The following is a 20,259-nucleotide window of genomic DNA, read 5'->3' as shown; positions in this document are numbered from 1 at the left end:
GGTTAGCGGCCACTGCACCTGGCGGTTGCACGTTCTCTATACCGTCGAGGCAACCACAGCATAGGTTATGGCATCGAGCCATGGGCTGCCGGGTAGAGCGGCATTTCTTGCCGAGTGTGTGATTTCTTCCGCTCGACCTTCGTCAAGAAGGCTACCCCTTAGCCGTCGTCTGGGGACTGATACAGGGCCTTCCATGCAAACGCTGTTGAACGAGATTCTTGAAGAAGTACGTCCCTTGATCGGCAAGGGCAAAGTGGCGGATTACATTCCCGCGCTGGCCGATGTGCCGGCGAACCAGTTGGGCATCGCAGTCTATGGCAATGACGGCAGCTATCACTGCGCGGGCGACGCCCTGGTGCCATTTTCGGTGCAGAGTATTTCCAAGGTGTTCAGCCTGGTTCAGGCGATTGGACACTCGGGTGAAGCCATTTGGGAGCGGCTTGGCCATGAGCCCTCGGGGCAGCCGTTCAACTCGCTGGTGCAGCTGGAGTTCGAGCGCGGTCGCCCGCGCAACCCCTTTATCAATGCGGGTGCGTTGGTGATCTGTGATATCAACCAGTCGCGCTTTGCAGCACCCACGTTGTCGATGCGCGATTTCGTCCGACGGCTCTCGGGCAACCCCCACATCTCTATCGATGCCCGTGTTGCGGATTCTGAATATCAATTCCGCGCGCGCAACGCAGCCATGGCTTACCTGATGCAGTCCTTTGGCAACTTCCATAACGAGGTGGAGGCTGTGCTGCGCAGTTATTTCAGCTACTGCGCGCTGCAAATGAACTGCCTGGATCTGGCCCGGGCGTTCTGTTTTCTGGCCAACGATGGGTTCTGCAAGCACAGCGGTGAGCAGATTCTGACCCGACGCCAGACGCAACAGGTGAACTCGATCATGGCCACGAGCGGGCTGTATGACGAAGCAGGGAACTTCGCCTATCGGGTGGGGTTGCCTGGCAAGAGTGGCGTGGGGGGCGGGATTGTGGCGATCGTGCCGGGGCAATTCACGGTGTGCGTGTGGTCGCCGGAGTTGAATGCGGCAGGCAACTCCCTCGCCGGGATGGCGGCGCTGGAGTTGCTGAGTTCGCGGATTGGCTGGTCGGTGTTTTGATCAGTGGGCGGGGTTGTCTGTAGCGGAGCCTGCTATCGCCTTAGCAACCCAACCCTTGAACGTCTCCGCTACCGGCGATGGGTGCATCATGCCTGATTGGGCCAACACCACTTTTTGCGGGGATACCGCTTCCAGCAAGGGCCGGCATAACAACGGTGTGCCGTCATAGCAGTGGTCCCCGGAGGGCCGGGTGCAAGACAGGGCAACGCCGTAGCCATGCGCGACCAGGCCCCGCTGCATTTCAAAGGTCTGGGTGTATTGCTGGCTACGCGGTTGCAGGTTATGCGCCCAAAACAGTGAAAGGAAATACTCACGCGTTTGAGCGATGTCCTCAAGAATCAGGCATTCCTGCGCCAGTTCATGCAGCGGTATCGCAGCCAGGTGGGCCAGGCGGTGGTCTGTGGCGATGAGCGCGTAAGGTTTCAGCTCAGCCAGCACCTGGCGCGGCAGCAAAGGATCAAGGCCTATGTCGTACGTCAGCGCGAGCTCGGCTTTACCGGCGCTCAGGTGGCGGTGCACGCCTGCCAGGTCTGTCTCGAACAGGGTGACCTCGACATCGGGATACTGCTTGCGAAAGCTCGATAGCAGGCGTGGCGCGTAGTAGGGGCCCAGGTCTTGAAAGCAGATAAGCGACAGGTTGCCGCGAAGCGAGCCTTGGGGGGTATCTGCATTCTGGTTCATGGCGATGGCCATGCCGATGATATCGCGTGCCTGGGCTAGCAAGCGCGTGCCTGCAGACGTCAGCTCCAGCCCGCGACTGACCTGACGCCGGAAAAGCCGCTCGTTCAGCGCCTCTTCAAGCTGGGCAATCGCAACCGAAACCGAAGGCTGCGAAACGTGCCTGGCTCTCGCCGCAGCGCTGATGCTGCCGTGTTCGGCCACGGCGACGAAGTACTCAAGCTGCCTGAACGAGAAACCTATCATGTTTTCCTATACTCGGGATTAGGAAATATATTCTTTTCCTATTGGTGCCAAAAAGCAATACTCGCTGTGCACCTTGCTTGTTCCACTTAAAACACTGGCAGTGGTGCTGTTGCCCAATAAAAAGACCAAAGGGTGCGTTATGAAACAGTCCGCCGAATTTCAACTCAGTGATGAAACCATCGAGGCTTTTCAGCGTGATGGTGCTGTTTGCGTACGTCATTTATTCACGCCGGAAGAAGTTGCACTGCTGGAGGCCGGCATTGAACAGAACCTGAAAGCGCCAAGCGAGCGCGCCAAAGTGGCCAGCCGCCCGGACGACCCGGGTTGGTTTTTCGAAGACTTCTGCAACTGGCGCGATATCGCGGCTTATCGCCAGTTCATCTTCGAGAGCCGGGTGGGCAGTGTGGCTGCACAACTGATGAGCAGCGAAACAGCCCGGCTTTATCACGACCACCTGTTGGTGAAAGAGCCGAACACGCGCCAGCGCACGCCTTGGCATCAGGACCAGCCCTATTACAACATCGACGGGCGCCAGAACTGCAGCATGTGGATGCCGGTCGACCCGGTCTCAAGAGCGTCCACCCTTGAATTCGTGGGGGGCTCGCACCTTGGGCCGTGGCTGATGCCACGCAGCTTCCTCGACAGCCAGGCGCAGTGGTTCCCGGAAGGCAGCCTTGCGGATTTGCCGGATATAGAGGCCGATCGCAGCGCCTGGAATATCCTCGGCTGGGACCTCTCCCCAGGCGACGCCGTGTTCTTCCACATGCTCACCTTGCACGCCTCCGGCGGTGTTGGGGGCAATCGTCGGCGTCGTGCCTTCTCGGTTCGCTTCCTGGGTGACGACATCACCCACGCACCGCGCCAGTGGAAAACCTCGCCACCGTTTCCCGGCCTTGAAACGCAACTGGCCAGCGGCGCCCAAATGGACCATGAGCTGTTCCCGGTGCTGTGGCCACGGGCTTGATGAATGTAGAAATGCGTGCCTGATAAAACCGCACGGCATCAGCGTTGTGCGGACCTGATAATAAAAGCAAGAAGGTATCTATGAACGCTCAATCTTCGCATCAGCTGAAGCGGGGTCTCTCTACCCGGCATATTCGTTTCATGGCGTTAGGCTCTGCTATCGGGACGGGCCTGTTTTATGGCTCGGCGTCGGCAATAAAACTGGCAGGGCCTTCGGTTTTACTTGCTTATCTAATCGGCGGTGCAGCCATTTACATGATGATGCGCGCCCTCGGTGAAATGGCGGTTCATAACCCGGTGTCCGGGTCTTTTGGCCACTATGCCAGCCAATACCTGGGGCGCTACTTTGGCTTTCTGACAGGCTGGAGCTATGCGTTCTCGATGCTGGTGGTGTGCCTGGCAGACGTGACGGCGTTTGGTGTTTACATGGGGCTGTGGTTCCCTGAAACACCTGCGTGGATCTGGGTGCTCGGGATCGTGTTGTTTATCGGGGCGCTTAACCTGTGCAGTGTGAAAGTGTTCGGGGAGATGGAGTTCTGGCTGTCGCTGCTGAAGGTGACCGCTATCGTTGCCATGATTGTGGCCGGTGGGGCTGTGCTGCTGATGGGTATCCAGTTGAATGAGGAGGCAGGCACGGTTGCCGGCGTTTCCAACTTATGGAGCCATGGCGGGTTCTTCCCCAATGGCATCAGCGGGATGATTGCTTCCTTCACCGTGGTGATGTTCGCCTTTGGCGGGGTCGAGATGATCGGCATCACCGCAGGTGAGGCGAGGGACCCTAAGCGTGTGCTGCCAAAGGCCATCAATTCAGTGCCGCTGCGTATCCTGTTGTTCTACATCCTTACGCTGTTCGTACTCATGGCCATTTACCCATGGACCAGTATCGGCAGCCACGGTAGCCCGTTCGTTCAGATCTTCAGTGGCCTTGGCATCAGCTCAGCGGCAACCGTGTTGAACATCGTGGTGATTTCAGCGGCTGTTTCAGCAATCAATAGCGATATCTTCAGCGCCGGGCGCATGATGTACGGCATGGCGCAGAACGGCCAGGCCCCCGCTGGTTTCGCCTCACTGTCGCGGTTTGGGGTGCCGTGGATGACGGTCGCGGTGATGGGCGTCGCGCTACTGCTGGGTGTGGTACTGAACTACCTGGTGCCGGAAGACTTGTTCCTGATACTCGCTGCCGTAGTCACGTTCTCGATTGTGTGGGTCTGGTTGATGATCCTGTTGTCTCAGGTGGCCATGCGGCGTGGCATGAGCAAGGAGGAGGCTGCTGCACTGGATTATCGGGTGCCACTGTGGCCCGTAGGGCCAGCTTGCGCGATTGCCTTCATGGTGTTCATTTTTGGTGTGCTCGGTTGGTTCCCGGCGAGCCGCACAGCCATGTATGTCGGGGTTGGCTGGTTGGTCCTTCTCTCCTTGGGCTACTGGCTGTGGGGCGTGCGTGGCCCGCGCCCGGTGTCAGCCGTTACGTGATGCTGAGCGGGGCGTTCGACCGAGCAGTGCTGAGCCACCCCGCCCAGGCTTGTCAGCGCCGTCGCAATACCGTGGCCAGGCCAACGGTCAGCGCCACGGCGCAGAGCATGGCCAGGCTGATGGCGACGGTAACGCCCCACGTGTCGAGCAACGCGGCCAACACCAGGTAAAACGCAATCACCCCCACCGCCCCAATCGCATTGCCCCGTACCATGGCCGCCATGCCGGCCCGGCCATTCTGCACATGGGCGAACACCACCAGCGGCCAGGCAATCACTGGAATCGGCGCCAGCATCCCGCTGGTTGCCGGGCCCAGCCAGCTGGCCAGGCGAGTGGTGATCATCAGCAGGGACGTGGCAGATACCATTCGCAGCGGGATCTCCCAGTACCGGTGCCGGGGGCGGGCCAGGGTATCGGGTTTGGGCTCTTGACCGCTGGCGCGTATCAGTACGCCGATCAGCACCAGCGCCACGGCAATCGACAGGTACAGGTTGCCCCAGTGCGTAAACGCATAGGCAGCCAGCCCGTAAAACAGCAACGCCAGCGGCACGGCCTGGGCGATGCCGAGCCTGCGTGTGGCCAACAGGTAAAACATATAGGTGGCTTGCACTGCCGCCAGGCCGCCCAGTGCGCCGGGCAATGCACCCAAGGCGAAAGCCGTGCCCTGTTCCAGGCACAGGAAGGTCATCACCAGCGCGGAGGTGATCGGCAGGCCGGACAGCAGCCCACCCAGCAGGCCGCCCCAGCGCCGCGAGGCAAGGGAAATGGCCCACATCAGCAGGGGCGTGACAATCAGCTTGAGGTAGAACAGGGTCATTGCGGGGGTGTCCAGGCTCGGTGAAGGTGCGCCCGCCGTCAGCATTGGGTGGGGCGCGGATGAATCAGGTGCGGCTGGCCTCCAGGGCCTGGGCCAGGTCGGCGATGATGTCGTCGCTGTGCTCGATGCCGATCGACAAACGCACCATGTCCCGTGGCACGCCGGCCTTTTCAAGCTCTTCATCGTTGAGCTGGCGGTGGGTGGTGGAGGCGGGGTGGCAGGCCAGCGACTTGGCGTCGCCGATGTTCACCAGGCGCACCACCAGTTGCAGCGCATCGATGAAGCGCGCACCGGCCGCCTGGCCTCCCTTGATGCCAAACGACAAGATCGAAGCGGGCTTGCCACCGGTGTAGCGTTGGGCCAGTTCATGCTCGGGGTGGTCGGGCAGCCCGGCGTACTTCACCCAGGCCACCTGTTCGTGAGCCTGCAGGTAATGGGCGACCTTCAGCGCGTTTTCGGTGTGGCGTTCCATGCGCAGGGCCAAGGTTTCCAGGCCTTGCAGGATCAGGAAGGCGTTGAACGGCGACAGCGCGGCGCCGGTGTTGCGCAACGGCACCACGCGGCAGCGGCCGATGAAGGCGGCGGGGCCGAAGGCTTCGGTATAGGTGACGCCGTGGTAGGAAGGGTCGGGCGTATTGAGCAGGGCGAAGCGTTCCTTGTTGTCCGCCCAAGGGAACTTGCCGGAGTCGATGACGATGCCGCCGATGCTGGTGCCGTGGCCGCCGATGTACTTGGTCAGCGAATGCACGACGATGTCCGCGCCATGCTCGAACGGTCGGCACAGAACCGGGGTGGCCACGGTGTTGTCGACGATCAGTGGCACACCATGGCGGTGGGCGGCTTCGGCCAGTGCGGCGATATCGACGATATTGCCGGCAGGGTTGCCGATGGACTCGCAGAACACCGCCTTGGTGCGTGCGTCGATCAACGCTTCGAGGGCCGCGATGTCGTCATGGGCGGCGAAGCGGGTATGGATGCCCATGCGTGGCAGGGTATGGGCCAGCAGGTTGTAGGTACCACCGTACAGCTTGGCCACCGAGACAATGTTGTCGCCGGCCTCGGCGACCGTCTGGATGGCGTAGGTGATGGCTGCCATGCCCGAGGCCACCGCCAGCGCGCCAACCCCGCCTTCGAGGGCGGCCATGCGCTGCTCCAGCACGTCGTTGGTGGGGTTCATGATGCGCGAGTAGATGTTGCCGGCCACCTTCAGGTCGAACAGGTCGGCACCGTGCTGGGTGTCGTCGAAGGCGAAGGAGGTGGTCTGGTAAATGGGTACGGCCACCGCCCGGGTGGTCGGGTCGGGGCTGAAGCCCGCATGGACGGCGAGGGTTTCCAGCTTCATGCAATCGTTCCTTGAGCGTGGGTGGAAGCGTTCGAGCATGCGGTGGTGCGAGGGCGTGGGTCAAGGGCGTCGTGCCGGCGCTCACTGGGCCTGGGCAGATTGTAAAGATAGGCAAAGATTCCCCGGGCCATCACACCGCCGCTCTAGAATCCGCCCGCTGCCGTACCGGCCCACGGTGGGTGGCAGATCTAGCCTTGTGGAGCGTTCCAATGAAGTCGAAACACCTTTTCCGCGCAGCCCTGGTTGCGGCGCTGGTATCCGCGTTGTCGGGTTGCTGGATGTTCATGCCGCCGGGTGGTGGCGGTGGTCATGGCGGTGGTGGCCATGGTGGTGGCGGTGGCTTTGGTGGCCATCAGGGCGGCGGCCCACGCTAAGCTGACCCCGCGATGGAACGCACTGCCTCGGCCGGGCTGCAACAGTGCACCCGGCGCGAGCGCACTCACCACGCCGGCCCCGTCCAGGTCACTGGCTATCTTGCGCTGAGTGATCAGCTTGCAGGGTTTCAGCAGGTGCTGTGATTGTGTGAGAAAGCTTCGGTGTCGTGTGCCTGTTAGCGACCCCGAATGGCACATGCACCATTGGCAGATTCCCGGCTGGCGATTGCAAGTGAGAGCGCTGGTCGTCAAAGAACACATGCGGCTTGAGGATCGACAGCACCCTGGGCTTTTCCATCCCGCCTAGAAAGAAGCATTCATCCGGCGACACGCCCCAATCCTTCAAGGTCGTCACCACACGCTCATGCGAGGGGGCGTTGCGCGCCGTGACGATGGCAATGCGCAGAATCCGCTTGTAGTTTGGGTCTTCTGCCAGCTTGCGATCCTCCAGCATGCGAATCAGTGAAAGTTTGCGGTACAAGTCGGCCAAGGGCCCTGGCGAGTGCGGGGTGCCTTTGTGTACGCGCTCATGTTCCTGAAAGTCGTTCAGGTTGTCGTTGCGCTTGTACACGCTCTCTGCTTCATCGTCGGCAATCACGCCATCGAAGTCGAAGGCCACCCGCAGCTCTGTGTCTATTTCATCGTCGTAGATGCGTGTAGGCAGCACCCGCCCGGCCGGGTAGTTGGCGTCGATGGCCTTTTGCACATCTTCTTCGTTGGCACTGAGGAACAGCGACGCATTGAACGCCGGGATGTATTCATAGGGCGAGCGGCCCGACATGAACGCCGCGCGGGTAATGTCCAGCTGGTAGTGGCTTATCGAGCGAAACACCCGTAGGCCGGTTGCCGGCGAGTTGCGTGAGAGCAGCACCACTTCCACTGGCAATTGGTCGGGGAAGGCCTGGTTGATGCTCAGGAAGCGGCGAATGAACGGGAACGCCACTCCCCTGGGAAACGGTTCGTCCAGGTTGTCTTCCTGGTGCTGGCGGTAGGCCTCGACCCCTTGGGTCTTGTAGATGTCGTCCGAGACGGTGAGGTCGAACAGCGCACTCGAGGCAACGCCGATGACGAGTTTCTGTTCAATGGGATAAGGCATGAAGCTGCTCCTGCAAGTGGCCTGGGGCAAGTGTACGCGTACGCTGTGTGTAAAGCCCTCAGGCTTCCGGGGTCAGCCCGAGCAGCACTTGAATCTGGTACTGCAACTGGCTCACATGTTCGCGCTCTGCGCGCAGGGCCGCGTGCAATGTGCTGTTCTCCTGTTTGTGGAGGCGGGCGGTTTGCTCCAGTTCACGGTCGCTCTGCAACAGGTTCCACATCTCGCCTTGGCGGACGGATTGCAGGCATACAAGCAGCAGGGTGATGCCGCAGACACACAGCAGGGAGATTTCCAGCGCTTCCATTTAACGTTTCCTTGGGACGTGGCAACAAGCCGGTAAGCGAGACGATATGTCTATTATTAATACATGTCGATATTGGTTACCTGTACAGGTAAAAGAATGGTGCAGGTTCCTCGGGGCTTGCCTGGGTACGGCAGCACGCAAAATCAAGGCAATTTGACATCACGCTTCGGATGCAGCGCCGTTCTGGCAAGGCTTTGCCTGCAATCGGCCTGTTGTTGGCAGAAGAAGGGTGGTTTTGCCCAAATATGGCTGGTTAGTTGACATATGCGGAAGGCTTTACTTGGCTGTGAGCAAGCCGGTCAGGCATCTCAGATGCTGACCAATCACTCAATTGCGCGACGCATCAGTGGATCCGGTGATGCCATTTTGATAGCTTTCCGCCCATTGCCGCTGTATCCGGATAGGTATTGATGAACCAGCCACACGAACACAGCACTTTGACCCCGCTCGCGGAGCCGACGGTGGACAAGGTGATCGAAAGCACCCCTCAGGCAGATGCTTCGCCTCAGCCGGCCTCCGAGCAAGGCACGTTGCAGGCCAGTATCGATGCACTGAACCAGAAGCTTGTGGCAAGTACCCTGGCCCGGGTGCAGAAGGAAGGGGCTATCCGCAAGCGCCTTGAACAGCACCAGCAACAACTGGCAGAAGGCAACCTGGCCAGGGAGGGCCTGTCGAGCACGGTGACCACGGCGCTGAAGAAGCTCGCACTGGCGACCAATACCCAGGCAGACCGCGTCGACAGCGTGGAGGCGCGGTTGGCCAGCCTGGCCGAACGCCAGTGTGAGTGCGAAAGCCAGCAAGCGCACGGTTGGCCAGCGTATCTGGAGCGTCATGCCGTGTCGTTGGTGGCCTTGGCCGTGGCGGTGTTCACGCTGGGGCTGCACGTGCTTGGTTAATGCACCGCTATAGGAGCGTGCGCCGGCTGCCAGACAGCTGCTCTACCAGAAAGTCCACAAACACCCGCACCCGCGCCGGCATCGCCGAGCCGCCAACGAACACCGCATGAATCGGCTCGCGATCGTCAGGGTTGTACGCCTCCAGCAGCGGTACCAGCTGCCCGCTGGCCAGGTCATCGACCACGGTGAAGGTGCCGATGCGCGCTATGCCGGCCCCCAGCCTGGCCAGTTGTGCCAGGGCTTCACCGCTGCTGCATTCGATATTGCCGGTCACCTTCAGTGAAAACACTTCGCCATTGCGACGAAACGGCCAGTCGGGTGCGGCGCGGCGAAAGTTGAAGCGCAGGCAGTTGTGCCGGGCCAGGTCCTCTGGCACCAATGGGGTACCGCAGCGTTGCAGGTACTCGGGCGAGGCGACCACTACCTGGCCGGTTTCGCCAATGGCACGCGCACTCAATGAGCTGTCTGGCAGGTGGCCGAAGCGCAGCGCCACGTCGGTCTGGCCGCCGAGAATATCGGCAACCTCGTCGCTGAGGGTCAGGTCGACCAGCACTTGAGGATAACGCGCGCTGAACGCTGCCAGCAGCGGCACCACGGTCAGGCGGCCATGGCCCAGCGCCGCGCTTACCCGCAAGCGGCCGCGTGGCACGCCCTGGTCGGTGATGGCGTCCTCCAGTTCCAGCATGTCGGCCAGCACCCGTCGCGCACCGCGCAGGTAGGCCTCACCCTCGGGGGTGAGGGTGATCGCCCGGGTTGTGCGAAGCAGCAGGCGCGTGCCCAGGCGCTGTTCGGTACGGGCGAGGATGCGGCTGACGGCAGAAGGTGTCAGGCCCAGTGCCCGGGCAGCGGCGGACAGGCTGCCTTCTTGCGCCACCCTGGCAAAAATCTCCATCTCTCCGGATCTTCCACTGAAGTCCATTTGTGTCTCGCAGGCAAAGGTGATTCGCAAAAACGCAGTCTAGTGCGTTTTTTAAACAGTTTGTAGCATTTGCGGCATAGATAAGGAGCTTGCCATGCGTATCAATCCACCTCTGGTTGCACTCGCCATCGGTGCCTTCGGCATCGGTGTCACCGAGTTCGCCCCCATGGGCATGTTGCCCAGTATCGCCACCGACCTTGGCGTTTCCATTCCTGCTGCAGGGCTGTTGGTCAGTGCCTATGCCATCGGTGTGCTGATTGGCGCGCCGCTGATGACCCTGGCCACGGTGAAGATCCCGCGACGATACCTGTTGATCGGGCTGATGGCTATTTTCACCTTGGGCAACCTGATGTCGGCGCTGGCCAGTGACTACGCCAGCCTGCTGGTGGCCCGCGTGGTCACTTCGTTGAACCACGGCGCATTTTTCGGCATCGGCTCGATCGTTGCGGCCAGTGTGGTGCCGCCCGAGAAGCGCGCTGGCGCCGTGGCGGCGATGTTCATGGGCTTGACCCTGGCCACCATCGGCGGGGTGCCGCTGGCGACCTGGTTTGGTGAAATGCTGGGCTGGCGCACAGCGTTCTGGGGTATTGCCGGGCTTGGCCTGGTGGCGATGACCACGCTCTGGTATGCGCTGCCCAATGTCGCATTGCCGAAGGGTGACGGCGCCATGGCAGAAATCCGCGTGTTGGGCCGCGGGCCGGTATTGGCGGCCTTGCTGCTGACCGTGGTGGGTTCCAGTGCAATGTTTACCGTGTTCACCTACATCGCGCCAATCCTGCAGAATGAGGCGGCGGCGTCTACCACCTTCGTGACAGTCATGCTGGTGCTGTTCGGGGTTGGCTTGACCCTGGGCAATGTGTGGGGTGGCAAGGCAGCGGACCGTTCGATCGATCGCACCCTGATCCTGTCGTTGGCGGTGCTGATTGCGGTGCTGCTGGTGTTTCCGCTGGTTCTGGCCTGGCCACTGCCGACGGCTTTGGCGGTGCTGGTCTGGGGTGCCGCCAGCTTTGCCCTGGTGCCGCCGTTGCAGATGCGGGTGATGGAAGCGGCCAAGGATGCGCCCAACCTGGCGTCGGCGGTGAACATCGGCGCGTTCAACCTGGGCAATGCGATTGGCGCGGCGCTCGGTGGCGCGGTGATCAATGCAGGGTTGGGTTACCCGGCGATTGCCCTGGCAGGCGCGGCGATGGCGGCGTTGGGGCTGGTGATGGTGCTGCTGTTTGCCTGGCGTGGTCGGATGGTGGCGGGCCAGGTTGCGGCGTAACAAGCCTGTATCGCCGGGGCTGCACGCAGCCCCGGCGTCTTCCTTTTGGCTGTTAGGGCGTGCCGTTGCGACCATGCAGGTGATAGGCCGGGCGCTCGCTCAGGCGTTCGTAGTAATCACGTACGGCCGGCAAGTGCGGGTGCTCGAACGGTGTTTCGAACCAGCGGTTGACCGACAGGCCGATAGGGATGTCGGCCAGGGTGAACTGGCTGCCGGCCACATAGGCACCGGTGCTGGCCAGCTGGCGGTCAAGGATGTGCATGTAACGCGACCACTCGGCGCAGCCGGCGGCAAGCGCCTGTGGGTCCTGGTGGGCGGGCGAATGCCTGACCAGCGACATGAATGCATAGCTCCAGGAGCGGTTCAGGTCCGAGGCCTGCCAGTCGATCCACTGGTCGATCCTGGCCCGTGCCTGCGCCTCGCTCGGGTAGAACGCAGTGGCACCGTAGCGGTTGGCCAGGTAGCGGATGATGCTGTTGGACTCCCACAGCGTAAAGTCGCCATCCTGGATCACCGGGATCATGGCGTTGGGGTTAAGCGCAAGGAACTCGGCACGGTCGGTAGGCTGGAAGCCCGAGCCCCAGTCTTCACGCTCGAATGCGACTTCGAACTCGGCACAGGCCCACAGGACTTTCCGCACGTTGATGGAAGAGGCTCGGCCCAGTATCCGTAGCATGGTATTCGTCCTTGTAGAGGGGGAGTTGATCGTCCGCCACTGCCCAGGGGCTGGTCAAGGGGCAGATCAGCGACCGAGCGCCCCTTCAGCCGGGTTCTTGTAGGCCATTTCCGAAAGTAACCCTTTCCACCCCATTGGCCATTGTGGTCGCGCCGGCAGCCCCCTAGTCTCGGCACGCTCGTAACCCCGAGGAATGGACATGGACAACGACACGCCCCAAAACAGCAGCAAGCTCAATGTCGTGAGCGCGGCAAGCCGGTTTGGCAATGCCAATGCCGAACTGGTGCAAATGAAACCTCAGCTGCCATTGCGCACCGCACTGATGGAAGCTTCCAGCATCATGGGTTGCATCACCGAAATCACCCGCAAGGCCATCGACAGGCCAGGTGACCGCAAGGCGATGATGCAAGCCACGTTCTATCTGGCAGGCATGGCCAAGGCACTGATCGATGGCCAGTTGCTGCAGATGCGTCAGGCGCGCGAAGGCGAAGGTGACGCCTAGCCAGGCTTGCCTGGGGGCCACGAACTTGGCAACCTTGGGCGGTTTGAATCGCGTATCACCACAGAAGGAAGCATGCATTGAGCTGGGACAAGGTGGGGAAGCTTCTCGTCGCCGTGCTGATTGGCCTGATGGTCCTGTTGGCCGCCTACGCGCTGCTCAGGGGCAACCCGCGCCTGGAGGCGTCACTGACCTATGCCTACCTCACTTACCCCAGCCAGTTCAGCGAGCGTATCAGCAAGGCCAGCGAGCAGCTCAAGTACGAGCAGTTGCAGGGGCGTATCAACAGCATCGACCAGGGCGAGTTGAGCCATGACCAGGTCGAGCGGCTGATCGAAATGGCCCAGGCACCGTATGCCCAGCTGTTCGCCAAACCGTTCGAGGCCGGGCTGGTCGATCACCGTACGGGGTTGCTCATCGAGTTGCTCAACAGTGGCGACGCCCAGGTACGCCAGGTGCGCATTCGCTTGCCAGCCAAAGGGCTGGTGCAAGTGCGCGATGCTGCCGGTAACGACACGCTGCTGGAAAACGCCACCGCGCAGGTAGATATCCCGGCCATCGAGCCTGGTGGTACATGCAAGGTATGGGTGTATTTCGACGCCGACTTTTCGCAGATCCGCCAAGGCGGGGTCAGCATCAGCCACGCCGACGGTGTAGCCAATGTGCAGGTGTACCACCAGGTCATCGGTTTTCCTGCCACGGTGGCCCGCTACAGCCGTGAGCTGATGGTGTTGCTGGGGGTGTTGGCATTTAGCGTGCTGGCCCTGGGCTATGCCTGCCTGGCACGGCGCCCAACGCCATAACCTACCTGTTGGATGCATGTTCTTGCGGCAAAGGTTATTTGCCGCAAACTCAAAAATCACCCGTTGATGACGCTCTATAGTGCTCGGCATTACAAGACCTATGCCGAGCCTGCCTGATGATCCCCACCCTGGATTCCATTTTTTCTCGCCTGCGCCTGCGCCAGTTGCGCCTGCTTATCGAGCTGGACCGCTGCGGTTCGCTGCACAAGGCGGCCGAAGCCATGGCCATTTCCCAGCCTGGGGCCACCAAGGCCTTGCAGGAGGTGGAGGAAGTGCTGGGTGTGCCGCTGTTCCAGCGTTTGCCCAGTGGCTTGGTGGCCAACGATGTAGGCCGTTGCGTCGTACGTTATGCGCGGTTGATCCACAGCGACGTGGGGCACTTGCGTGAAGAGGTGCTGGGTATCGTTCAGGGTCAGGGTGGGCGGCTTGCGGTAGGCAGCATCATGGGGGCCATGCCGATACTGGTCAGTGCGTTGGGGCGCTTGCGCCGCAAACAGCCGCTGCTGGCAGTGGAAATCGCCGAGAACACCAGCGCCAACCTGCTCGCCCAACTGGACGAGGGGCGCCTCGACCTGGCTATTTGCCGGCCGGGCCTGGGCCGCAATGCGGCAGACTATGCCTTTGTCGAAATGGCCCATGAGCCGCTGACGGTGGTCGCGCACCCCCAGCACCCGCTGGCCGGGGCGGGGGCACTGAATATCAGCGACCTGAGCCCGTACCGCTGGGTGGTCTACCCGGCCAACATGCCCATGCGCCAGGCGCTGGAGCGTGAGTTGAGCGAGGCAGGGGTGGAGGTACCGCGGTATCCGTTGGAAACCTTCTCCACCTTCGCCACGTTCATGCTGCTGGAGGATGACCCTGCGCTGGTGGCGGTAATCCCCAGTGCGGTGGCGGCCTTTGCCGAGCAACGCGGGTTGCTGGTAACGCTGGCGGTCCGCTTGCGGGCCTTGAGCGAACCGTTTGGTATCGTGCACCGGGTTGCCGCACCGCTGTCACCGGCGGCGCGGTTGCTGGTGCAGGAGCTCGCGGCAGGTTGAAGCATTACGCGGCTCCCACAGGCAACTTGCAATACGGCCTTAGAACTGCCGCTCGCGGTAATCGATGAGGCTGGAAAACACCGCAATCAATGCCGCTGCCGCGACAAAGAAGATCAACGCATAGAAGTAGTCCCCGGTGAGCTGCACGATCAGCCCTATGACGATCGGCACCAGCACGCCGGCCATGTTGCCGCAGAAATTCATCGTACCGCCCAGTACCCCGGTGCGCGACGGGCCTCCGATGATTGCCGGCAGGCACCAGTACATCCCGCACCAGCGAATGAAGAACATCGCCACGCACAGCAGGCTGATCACCGCAACGGTTTCGCCCACGTAGGCTGCCGCCAGGATGCACAGCGCTGCCACCAGGGCCGAGCCGCTGAACAGGCTGCGCATTACCAGGTTTGGCGAGGCACCGGTGGCACGCCAGCGATCACCGATCCAGCCGCCGATCAGCTCGCCGACAAACCCGCACATGAAGATCAGGAAGGTTGCCCCGCCCATGGCCGAGATGTTCAGGCCGTGCGCCTTGTGCAGGTAGCTGGGCATCCAGGTCAGCAGGCCGTAGAACACGGCCAGGATGCAGCTGTAGCCGGCGAACATGGCAAAGATCGAGCGGTCTTTCAGCAGTTCGCGCAGCGGCAGGCTGGCTTGGGCCGCTGCAGCATGGGCACTGGCGTTGCCTTCGGTGATGTGGCGCAGTTCCGCCTCGTTCACCCCTGGGTGTTCGCTGGGGTGGTTGCGGATGTACCTGTACGCCAGGATGCCGGCCAGCACGGTGCCGACCCCGGCCACCACAAAGGCCAGGCGCCAAGAGCCCAACCAGGCGATCAGGCCGGAAATCAGGATCGCCCCCAGTGCGCTGCCCAGCGGCGCGCCACCATCCACCAGCACGGCACCGCGGCCGCGCTCGTTGGGTGTCAGCCAGGCGCCGTTGAGCTTGGCACCGGCGGGCATGATCGGCGATTCGGCCACGCCCAGCCCGATGCGTGTCAGCAGCAGCACCAGCCAGCTGTGCGAGGCCGCCCCCAGCGCCTGGAACAGCCCCCAGGCGACGGTGGCAGCACCGATGATGCCACGGGTGTGGAAACGGTCCAGCAGCATGCCACCAGGGATTTGCATCAGGGCATAAGACCAGAAGAAGGCACTGAGCATCAGCCCCTCCATGGCCGGCGTCAGGTTGAATTCGGGGGCAATCAGCGGCAGTGCCACCGACAGCGAGGCGCGGTCGATGTAATTGATGGCGGTCAGCAGCAACAGGATCAGGAAGATGCGCCAGCGCACCGTGGTCATCGGGGCCGCCGTGGGCAGCGTCAGGGCAGACGGGGAGGGTGAGGTCTTCATCGCAGGAGCTCGTTGTTGTGATTATCGGGAGGCGTAGCGGCTACGCAGGCCGATTGTTGGAGCGCTGCCGATGGGGCGGGTAATGAAAAGAGCTGATACGCCAATAACACCTCCTTATTGCCCCGGTCGGGGATAAGCACTGGTTATTGGCGTATCAGCTCTTTTCATTATCGACGGTGCAGGCCCGCGCTCTAGATTGCTCCGGCACGGCCCGCCAGCGCCACGGTGGGCACAACAAGAACAACGCAGTTGCCCAAGGACATCTCATGAGCCAATTTCAGTTTCACTTCCCCACCCTTGCCAAATGCGGCGCGGGCCTTGCCGACCAGGCGGGTGCGCTGCTCAAGCCCTATGTGGACGGCCCCTTGCTGGTGGTCACTGACCAGGGTTTGCTTGACGCAGGCATCCTTGCGGGCTTCTTTGCCTCGCTGGAGCAGGCGGGCATCGACTACCAACTGTTCTGCGCCGTTGAAGCCAACCCCGGCACCGACGTGCTGGATGCCGCCGTGGCGCTGCTCAAGCAGTGCGGCTGCACAGCGGTGATTGGCGTGGGCGGTGGCAGCAGCATCGACACCGCCAAGGGCGTGGCGGCAATGGCCACCAACCCCGGTAATATTCTCGACTACGAAGGTTACGACAAGCTGACCCAGCCGCCGCTACCCATCTTCGCCATCCCGACCACTTCTGGTACGGGGAGCGAATGCACGGCGTCGACCGTGTTCACCAACAAGCGCACGCTGTTCAAGACGGTAATCGTCAGCCCGAGCCTGTTCCCACGCCTGGCCATCCTGGACCCGGCTCTGACCCTGAAACTGCCTGCAGCCATCACGGCTGCCACTGGCATGGATGCGCTGACCCACGCCATCGAATCGTATGTGTCGCGTCAGGCCAACCCGATCAGCCAGGCGATGGCCCTGCAAGCCATCCGCCTGATCGCAGGCAGCCTGGAAAAAACCTACTTCGTCGGCACCGACATCGCAGCCCGCGAGCAGATGCTGCTGGGCTCGTTCCTGGCGGGTGTGGCGTTTTCGCAATCCAGGCTGGGCAACGTACACGCCATTTCCCACACCTTCGGAGGGGTATTCAACATCCCCCATGGCATCGCCAACGCTGCGCTGCTGCCGTACGTGATCAAGTTCAACCTGCCGGCCTGCCCGGAGCGATTCCGCGATATCGCCGTAGCCCTGGGCGCTGATGTGACCGGGCTTTGCGTGGAGCAGGCGGCGGCACGTGCCGTGGACGCGGTGGTGGCGTTGAACCAGGCCATCGGTATTCCCGCCACCATTCGTGAGCTGGGCGTGGACCTGGCGTTTCTGCCGCAGATGGTCAGCGATTCGATGCGCAGCGGCAACGTGCTGGTCAACCCGCGGCTGACCACGGCACGCGATGTCGAGCGCCTGATTACCGACGCCTACCACGGCACCCTCTGATCCTGTAGTGGAACCACGACTATGTTTTATGAAATGCGTACCTACACCCTGCACATCGGCAAGATGAAGCAATACCTCGAACACTTCGAAAAGGAAGGCTTGCCGGTGATCTCGCGCTACGCCAAGCTGGTGGGCTGGTGGTACACCGAGATTGGCGAACTGAACCAGGTGGTGCACATCTGGGCCTACGAGAGTCTTGACGAGCGCATCGAGCGCCGTGCTGCGTTGTACCGCGATGCACAATGGCTGGAGCGTTTCATCCCCGTGGCATTCCCGATGCTGGTGCGGATGGAGTCCAAGCTGCTGATGCCTGCTGCGTTCTCGCCGATCCAGTAACCTGTTAACCGCATTGCATCAAGGAGCAACCGGATGGATCTAGGCATTACCGGCCGCTGGGCCATTGTCTGCGCGGCCAGCCAGGGCCTGGGCAAAGGCTGTGCCGAGGCCCTGGGCAAAGAAGGCGTCAACCTGGTCATCAATGCTCGCACCCGGGCCACACTGGAGCAGACGGCCAGTGAGCTGCGCGTGGCCTGCCCAAGTATCGAAGTACGTACCGTAGCGGGTGATGTGACCGATGCCGAGGTGCGTCAGGCGCTGTTGGCGGCCTGCCCGCAGGTCGACATTCTGGTCAACAACGCGGGCGGCCCGCCACCGGGGGATTTCCGTGACTGGGGGCGTGAAGACTGGCTGACGGCGCTGGACGCCAACATGCTCACCCCCATCGAGCTGATCAAGGCGGTGGTAGATGGCATGGCCGAGCGCGGTTTCGGGCGGGTGGTGAATATCACCTCAGGCGCGGTAAAGGCGCCGATCGACATACTGGGTTTGTCCAATGGCGCCCGCAGTGGCCTGACCGGTTTTATTGCTGGCCTCGCCAGGCAGCAGCGCCTGGTGGGTAGCAATGTGACCTTGAACAACCTGCTACCAGGGGCCTTCGACACGGCGCGCCTGCAAAAGACCTTGAAGGCGGCGGGTGGTGATGTGCAGGCCACGGCCCAGGCGCGGCGCAAGGCTATTCCAGCGGCGCGCTTTGGTGATGCCGGGGAGTTCGGCGCGTATTGCGCGTTCCTGTGCAGTGCCCATGCCGGATACATCACCGGGCAGAACCTGCTGATTGATGGCGGGGCGTTCCCCGGTACGTTCTGAGCGCGACTGACTGACGTGGGAGCAACTGTCTTCTTGTGGAAGCTGGCCTTGCCGGCGATGGGCCGCTTTGCGGCCCTTCGCGGGCAAGCCCGTTCCCACCGGTACCCTGTCAGCCTTCAGGTGTGGTGATCAGTGAATCGCCACCGGGTTGATGTTCACCTGGGTCGAGCCCTTGTACAGCGGTTGCCCCAGCACGAACAGGAACTCGAACGCCTTGTCTTTCACCAGCGGACGGGTGTCGATCAGCTCCAGGTTGTAGATACCGCGCTTGGCCAGCATGAACTGGTTGACCGGGAACTCTTCACCGCTCGGGTTTGGGTACACCTCGGAGGCCCAGGTATCGCCACCAAAGGCGACAATGCCTTGATCTGCCAGCCATTCGGCCGCCGGCAGGTCGATGCCCGGCTCGGTGGCGAGGAACTGCTGGTTGTCCTTCCCGATCAGTTCTAGCCAGCCGGTGTTGAACAGCACTACATCACCTTTGCGCAAGGTAATGCCTTCTTTCTTCAGTACCGCCTTGATGTCAGCGACGGTAAACGCGGTGCCGCCCGGTACGATGGCCTTGCCGTAGTAAGCCGTCATGTCCAGCACCACACCACGGGTGACCATCGGCGGCACTTTCTCCACACCCAGTTTGGTTACGCCTTCGACGGTGACGAAATCGGCTGCCTTGTTGCCGTTGTAGTAGACATTGTCGATACCGATGTGGCCGATGCCGTTGAGTTGGGTGCCAACGCCGGTCCAACCGTTGACCAGTTCATCGTTGAAGCTGAACTTGTTGCGGCCCAACTTTTGGCCGGCTTGCTCGCCGGGCTGGATGTTGTACAGGTGGAAGCTGCGATGGCGGAATGCCGGCAGGTCCTTGCTCACGGGTACGGCCAGCGGGTAGGTCTTGCCGGTTTTGACCAGGCCGACAGCCTGCTTGACCACTTCCGGGGTAAGCAGGTTGGCGGCGCCGATCTCATCCTGCTTGCCGTAAGGCGAGGTCTGCCAGTCGGCAGCGAGGGCGGCCTGGGCGGTGGTCGCCAGCGCGACGGCGAGCAGCAGGGGCTTGAAGCGTTTCATGGTGTACTCCTGAACGAAAACGTTGTCAGGAGCGAATTTTGCGCAGGGCCGGCAAGGTGAAAAAGCGGCCGGCGGGACAATGACTTTTGCCTGCCGGTCAATAACCGCCACCATGCAGCGCCAGGCTCTGGCGCAACTGTTCGAGCATGGCCACGCGCAGCGCCAGCGGAGCCTGCACGCGGATTGACCCTGCCTGGGACAGCAGCCAGCCCATCAGTGCCCGGTTGTCGTCGACGGTGGCCACCAGCGCGGCGCCGCCGCTCGCTTGTGGCGTCAGGCGCATGTCTGCCGACAACGGTGATTGTTCCAGGCGGCGGGCCAGCGTGTCATCGACCCAGGCTTGCAGTTCAACCTGTGCCGGGGGCGTGAGCACATCAGGTTGCAGTCGCTGCGCTTCGCCCAGGCTCAGGCCTGGTTGCCAATACCATCCGTAAGGCATGCCTTTGCTGTTGCACTGCAGCGGGAACAGCGCGGCGAGCTCGACCAGGTCGCGCTCCACGGTGCGTTTGCTGGTGGTATGGCCCACGGTTGTCAGTGCGGCCTGCAACTGGGTGGAGCTCATCCCCGGGTGGCGACCGGGCAGCAACTTCAACAGCTGCCACTGACGGGCGATGGTATGGCGGGTAGGGTGGCTGGGCAAAGGGCTCGTCCTTGAGAACAGGTGCCACACATAGTTGGTGGTGGCGTTTGGCTATTGCGCGAGCATACCTTTTCGCTGAATGGGATCCAAGTTTTCGCACCTGCATAGCGCTGTCAAGCGCCGGGGTTGAAACCGACAACGTTGT

At 62.0% G+C, this 20,259-nt stretch carries 22 protein-coding genes; 12 read left to right on the top strand and 10 right to left on the bottom strand.

Annotation, left to right across the window (positions count from 1 at the left end; genetic code table 11):
- Positions 1-193: 193 nt before the first annotated feature.
- Entirely contained in the window at positions 194-1,102 is a 909-nt protein-coding gene (gene glsB / locus N436_RS21210) for a glutaminase B (protein ID WP_016711224.1), read from the top strand.
- Here the strand turns inward: glsB and N436_RS21205 are convergent, their stop codons facing one another.
- Entirely contained in the window at positions 1,103-2,026 is a 924-nt protein-coding gene (locus N436_RS21205; protein ID WP_105946742.1) for a LysR family transcriptional regulator, read from the bottom strand.
- A 139-nt stretch (positions 2,027-2,165) separates the two neighbouring features.
- On the opposite strand from N436_RS21205, the gene N436_RS21200 reads away from it, so the two are divergent.
- Together N436_RS21200 and N436_RS21195 are read left to right on the top strand one after the other, a co-directional pair.
- A complete protein-coding gene (locus N436_RS21200) occupies positions 2,166-2,990 on the top strand; it encodes a phytanoyl-CoA dioxygenase family protein (protein WP_105946743.1) in 825 nt (274 codons plus the stop codon).
- A gap of 80 nt (positions 2,991-3,070) precedes the next feature.
- Positions 3,071-4,462, top strand: a complete 1,392-nt coding sequence (locus tag N436_RS21195) for an amino acid permease (protein ID WP_105946744.1) — start codon at positions 3,071-3,073, stop codon at positions 4,460-4,462.
- Between the two features lie 52 nt (positions 4,463-4,514).
- On the opposite strand, the gene N436_RS21190 is transcribed toward N436_RS21195, so the two are convergent.
- The gene (locus N436_RS21190; RefSeq protein ID WP_105946745.1) at positions 4,515-5,279 is read right to left on the bottom strand and encodes a hypothetical protein; all 765 of its coding nucleotides are present in this window, start codon (positions 5,277-5,279) and stop codon (positions 4,515-4,517) included.
- 64 nt (positions 5,280-5,343) lie between these two features.
- On the bottom strand, positions 5,344-6,621 hold the full coding sequence (locus N436_RS21185; RefSeq protein ID WP_110741880.1) for a bifunctional O-acetylhomoserine aminocarboxypropyltransferase/cysteine synthase: 1,278 nt from the start codon (positions 6,619-6,621) through the stop codon (positions 5,344-5,346).
- Between the two features lie 209 nt (positions 6,622-6,830).
- On the opposite strand from N436_RS21185, the gene N436_RS28615 reads away from it, so the two are divergent.
- On the top strand, positions 6,831-6,995 hold the full coding sequence (locus N436_RS28615; RefSeq protein WP_177410275.1) for a hypothetical protein: 165 nt from the start codon (positions 6,831-6,833) through the stop codon (positions 6,993-6,995).
- An 88-nt stretch (positions 6,996-7,083) separates the two neighbouring features.
- On the opposite strand, the gene N436_RS21180 is transcribed toward N436_RS28615, so the two are convergent.
- Positions 7,084-8,091, bottom strand: a complete 1,008-nt coding sequence (locus tag N436_RS21180; protein WP_105946747.1) for a 5'-nucleotidase — start codon at positions 8,089-8,091, stop codon at positions 7,084-7,086.
- A gap of 58 nt (positions 8,092-8,149) precedes the next feature.
- Complete coding sequence (locus N436_RS21175; protein WP_060497252.1) at positions 8,150-8,395, bottom strand: hypothetical protein; 246 nt, start codon at positions 8,393-8,395, stop codon at positions 8,150-8,152.
- Between the two features lie 410 nt (positions 8,396-8,805).
- Here N436_RS21175 and N436_RS21170 point away from each other — a divergent pair, with 410 nt between their 5' ends.
- The gene (locus N436_RS21170) at positions 8,806-9,291 is read left to right on the top strand and encodes a hypothetical protein (RefSeq protein WP_105946748.1); all 486 of its coding nucleotides are present in this window, start codon (positions 8,806-8,808) and stop codon (positions 9,289-9,291) included.
- A 7-nt stretch (positions 9,292-9,298) separates the two neighbouring features.
- Here N436_RS21170 and N436_RS21165 read toward each other — a convergent pair whose 3' ends face one another.
- Positions 9,299-10,210 (bottom strand): LysR family transcriptional regulator, encoded by a 912-nt coding sequence (locus N436_RS21165; RefSeq protein WP_105946749.1) that lies wholly within the window; start codon positions 10,208-10,210, stop codon positions 9,299-9,301.
- Positions 10,211-10,304: 94 nt separating this feature from the next.
- Between N436_RS21165 and N436_RS21160 the strand changes: the two genes are divergently transcribed.
- Positions 10,305-11,474 (top strand): MFS transporter, encoded by a 1,170-nt coding sequence (locus N436_RS21160; protein WP_105946750.1) that lies wholly within the window; start codon positions 10,305-10,307, stop codon positions 11,472-11,474.
- A gap of 52 nt (positions 11,475-11,526) precedes the next feature.
- Here N436_RS21160 and N436_RS21155 read toward each other — a convergent pair whose 3' ends face one another.
- Positions 11,527-12,150: a glutathione S-transferase family protein gene (locus tag N436_RS21155; RefSeq protein WP_060497248.1), complete on the bottom strand. Its 624-nt coding sequence runs from the start codon at positions 12,148-12,150 to the stop codon at positions 11,527-11,529.
- Between the two features lie 199 nt (positions 12,151-12,349).
- On the opposite strand from N436_RS21155, the gene N436_RS21150 reads away from it, so the two are divergent.
- From N436_RS21150 to N436_RS21140, 3 genes are all read left to right on the top strand, one after another.
- Positions 12,350-12,652, top strand: coding sequence for a DUF3077 domain-containing protein (locus N436_RS21150; protein ID WP_060497247.1), 303 nt, complete (start codon positions 12,350-12,352; stop codon positions 12,650-12,652).
- Positions 12,653-12,729: 77 nt separating this feature from the next.
- Entirely contained in the window at positions 12,730-13,452 is a 723-nt protein-coding gene (locus N436_RS21145) for a hypothetical protein (protein ID WP_105946751.1), read from the top strand.
- A 116-nt stretch (positions 13,453-13,568) separates the two neighbouring features.
- On the top strand, positions 13,569-14,489 hold the full coding sequence (locus tag N436_RS21140; RefSeq protein ID WP_110741879.1) for a LysR family transcriptional regulator: 921 nt from the start codon (positions 13,569-13,571) through the stop codon (positions 14,487-14,489).
- Positions 14,490-14,528: 39 nt separating this feature from the next.
- Here the strand turns inward: N436_RS21140 and N436_RS21135 are convergent, their stop codons facing one another.
- The gene (locus tag N436_RS21135) at positions 14,529-15,833 is read right to left on the bottom strand and encodes an MFS transporter (protein WP_110741878.1); all 1,305 of its coding nucleotides are present in this window, start codon (positions 15,831-15,833) and stop codon (positions 14,529-14,531) included.
- A gap of 266 nt (positions 15,834-16,099) precedes the next feature.
- Here N436_RS21135 and N436_RS21130 point away from each other — a divergent pair, with 266 nt between their 5' ends.
- Genes N436_RS21130 through N436_RS21120 form a run of 3 tightly spaced genes read left to right on the top strand, consistent with a single transcriptional unit; the run spans position 16,100 to position 18,409 of the window.
- Positions 16,100-17,263 carry an iron-containing alcohol dehydrogenase gene (locus tag N436_RS21130; RefSeq protein ID WP_110741877.1) on the top strand — a complete coding sequence of 388 codons (1,164 nt, stop codon included), beginning with the start codon at positions 16,100-16,102 and terminating at the stop codon, positions 17,261-17,263.
- A 21-nt stretch (positions 17,264-17,284) separates the two neighbouring features.
- Entirely contained in the window at positions 17,285-17,599 is a 315-nt protein-coding gene (locus N436_RS21125; protein WP_105946755.1) for an NIPSNAP family protein, read from the top strand.
- A 33-nt stretch (positions 17,600-17,632) separates the two neighbouring features.
- Positions 17,633-18,409 carry an SDR family oxidoreductase gene (locus N436_RS21120; protein ID WP_110741876.1) on the top strand — a complete coding sequence of 259 codons (777 nt, stop codon included), beginning with the start codon at positions 17,633-17,635 and terminating at the stop codon, positions 18,407-18,409.
- 129 nt (positions 18,410-18,538) lie between these two features.
- Here N436_RS21120 and N436_RS21115 read toward each other — a convergent pair whose 3' ends face one another.
- Both N436_RS21115 and N436_RS21110 read right to left on the bottom strand, forming a co-directional pair.
- Positions 18,539-19,474: a cyclase family protein gene (locus N436_RS21115; RefSeq protein ID WP_110741875.1), complete on the bottom strand. Its 936-nt coding sequence runs from the start codon at positions 19,472-19,474 to the stop codon at positions 18,539-18,541.
- A 97-nt stretch (positions 19,475-19,571) separates the two neighbouring features.
- Positions 19,572-20,114, bottom strand: coding sequence for a WYL domain-containing protein (locus tag N436_RS21110; protein ID WP_110741874.1), 543 nt, complete (start codon positions 20,112-20,114; stop codon positions 19,572-19,574).
- Positions 20,115-20,259: the final 145 nt, after the last annotated feature.

Origin of the sequence: Pseudomonas sp. RV120224-01b, from assembly GCF_003208145.1 — a bacterium.
Lineage (GTDB): Bacteria > Pseudomonadota > Gammaproteobacteria > Pseudomonadales > Pseudomonadaceae > Aquipseudomonas > Aquipseudomonas monteilii.
Note: the sequence above shows the minus strand (reverse complement) of the source record. Positions and strands in the feature narration are given on the sequence as shown.

Bases quoted from the DNA above. Each gene is read 5' to 3' on its own strand.
- glsB (WP_016711224.1), top strand. From the start codon at position 194: ATGCAAACGCTGTTGAACGAGATTCTTGAAGAAGTACGTCCCTTGATC.
- N436_RS21205 (WP_105946742.1), bottom strand. From the start codon at position 2,026: ATGATAGGTTTCTCGTTCAGGCAGCTTGAGTACTTCGTCGCCGTGGCC.
- N436_RS21200 (WP_105946743.1), top strand. From the start codon at position 2,166: ATGAAACAGTCCGCCGAATTTCAACTCAGTGATGAAACCATCGAGGCT.
- N436_RS21195 (WP_105946744.1), top strand. From the start codon at position 3,071: ATGAACGCTCAATCTTCGCATCAGCTGAAGCGGGGTCTCTCTACCCGG.
- N436_RS21190 (WP_105946745.1), bottom strand. From the start codon at position 5,279: ATGACCCTGTTCTACCTCAAGCTGATTGTCACGCCCCTGCTGATGTGG.
- N436_RS21185 (WP_110741880.1), bottom strand. From the start codon at position 6,621: ATGAAGCTGGAAACCCTCGCCGTCCATGCGGGCTTCAGCCCCGACCCG.
- N436_RS28615 (WP_177410275.1), top strand. From the start codon at position 6,831: ATGAAGTCGAAACACCTTTTCCGCGCAGCCCTGGTTGCGGCGCTGGTA.
- N436_RS21180 (WP_105946747.1), bottom strand. From the start codon at position 8,091: ATGCCTTATCCCATTGAACAGAAACTCGTCATCGGCGTTGCCTCGAGT.
- N436_RS21175 (WP_060497252.1), bottom strand. From the start codon at position 8,395: ATGGAAGCGCTGGAAATCTCCCTGCTGTGTGTCTGCGGCATCACCCTG.
- N436_RS21170 (WP_105946748.1), top strand. From the start codon at position 8,806: ATGAACCAGCCACACGAACACAGCACTTTGACCCCGCTCGCGGAGCCG.
- N436_RS21165 (WP_105946749.1), bottom strand. From the start codon at position 10,210: ATGGACTTCAGTGGAAGATCCGGAGAGATGGAGATTTTTGCCAGGGTG.
- N436_RS21160 (WP_105946750.1), top strand. From the start codon at position 10,305: ATGCGTATCAATCCACCTCTGGTTGCACTCGCCATCGGTGCCTTCGGC.
- N436_RS21155 (WP_060497248.1), bottom strand. From the start codon at position 12,150: ATGCTACGGATACTGGGCCGAGCCTCTTCCATCAACGTGCGGAAAGTC.
- N436_RS21150 (WP_060497247.1), top strand. From the start codon at position 12,350: ATGGACAACGACACGCCCCAAAACAGCAGCAAGCTCAATGTCGTGAGC.
- N436_RS21140 (WP_110741879.1), top strand. From the start codon at position 13,569: ATGATCCCCACCCTGGATTCCATTTTTTCTCGCCTGCGCCTGCGCCAG.
- N436_RS21135 (WP_110741878.1), bottom strand. From the start codon at position 15,833: ATGAAGACCTCACCCTCCCCGTCTGCCCTGACGCTGCCCACGGCGGCC.
- N436_RS21130 (WP_110741877.1), top strand. From the start codon at position 16,100: ATGAGCCAATTTCAGTTTCACTTCCCCACCCTTGCCAAATGCGGCGCG.
- N436_RS21125 (WP_105946755.1), top strand. From the start codon at position 17,285: ATGTTTTATGAAATGCGTACCTACACCCTGCACATCGGCAAGATGAAG.
- N436_RS21120 (WP_110741876.1), top strand. From the start codon at position 17,633: ATGGATCTAGGCATTACCGGCCGCTGGGCCATTGTCTGCGCGGCCAGC.
- N436_RS21115 (WP_110741875.1), bottom strand. From the start codon at position 19,474: ATGAAACGCTTCAAGCCCCTGCTGCTCGCCGTCGCGCTGGCGACCACC.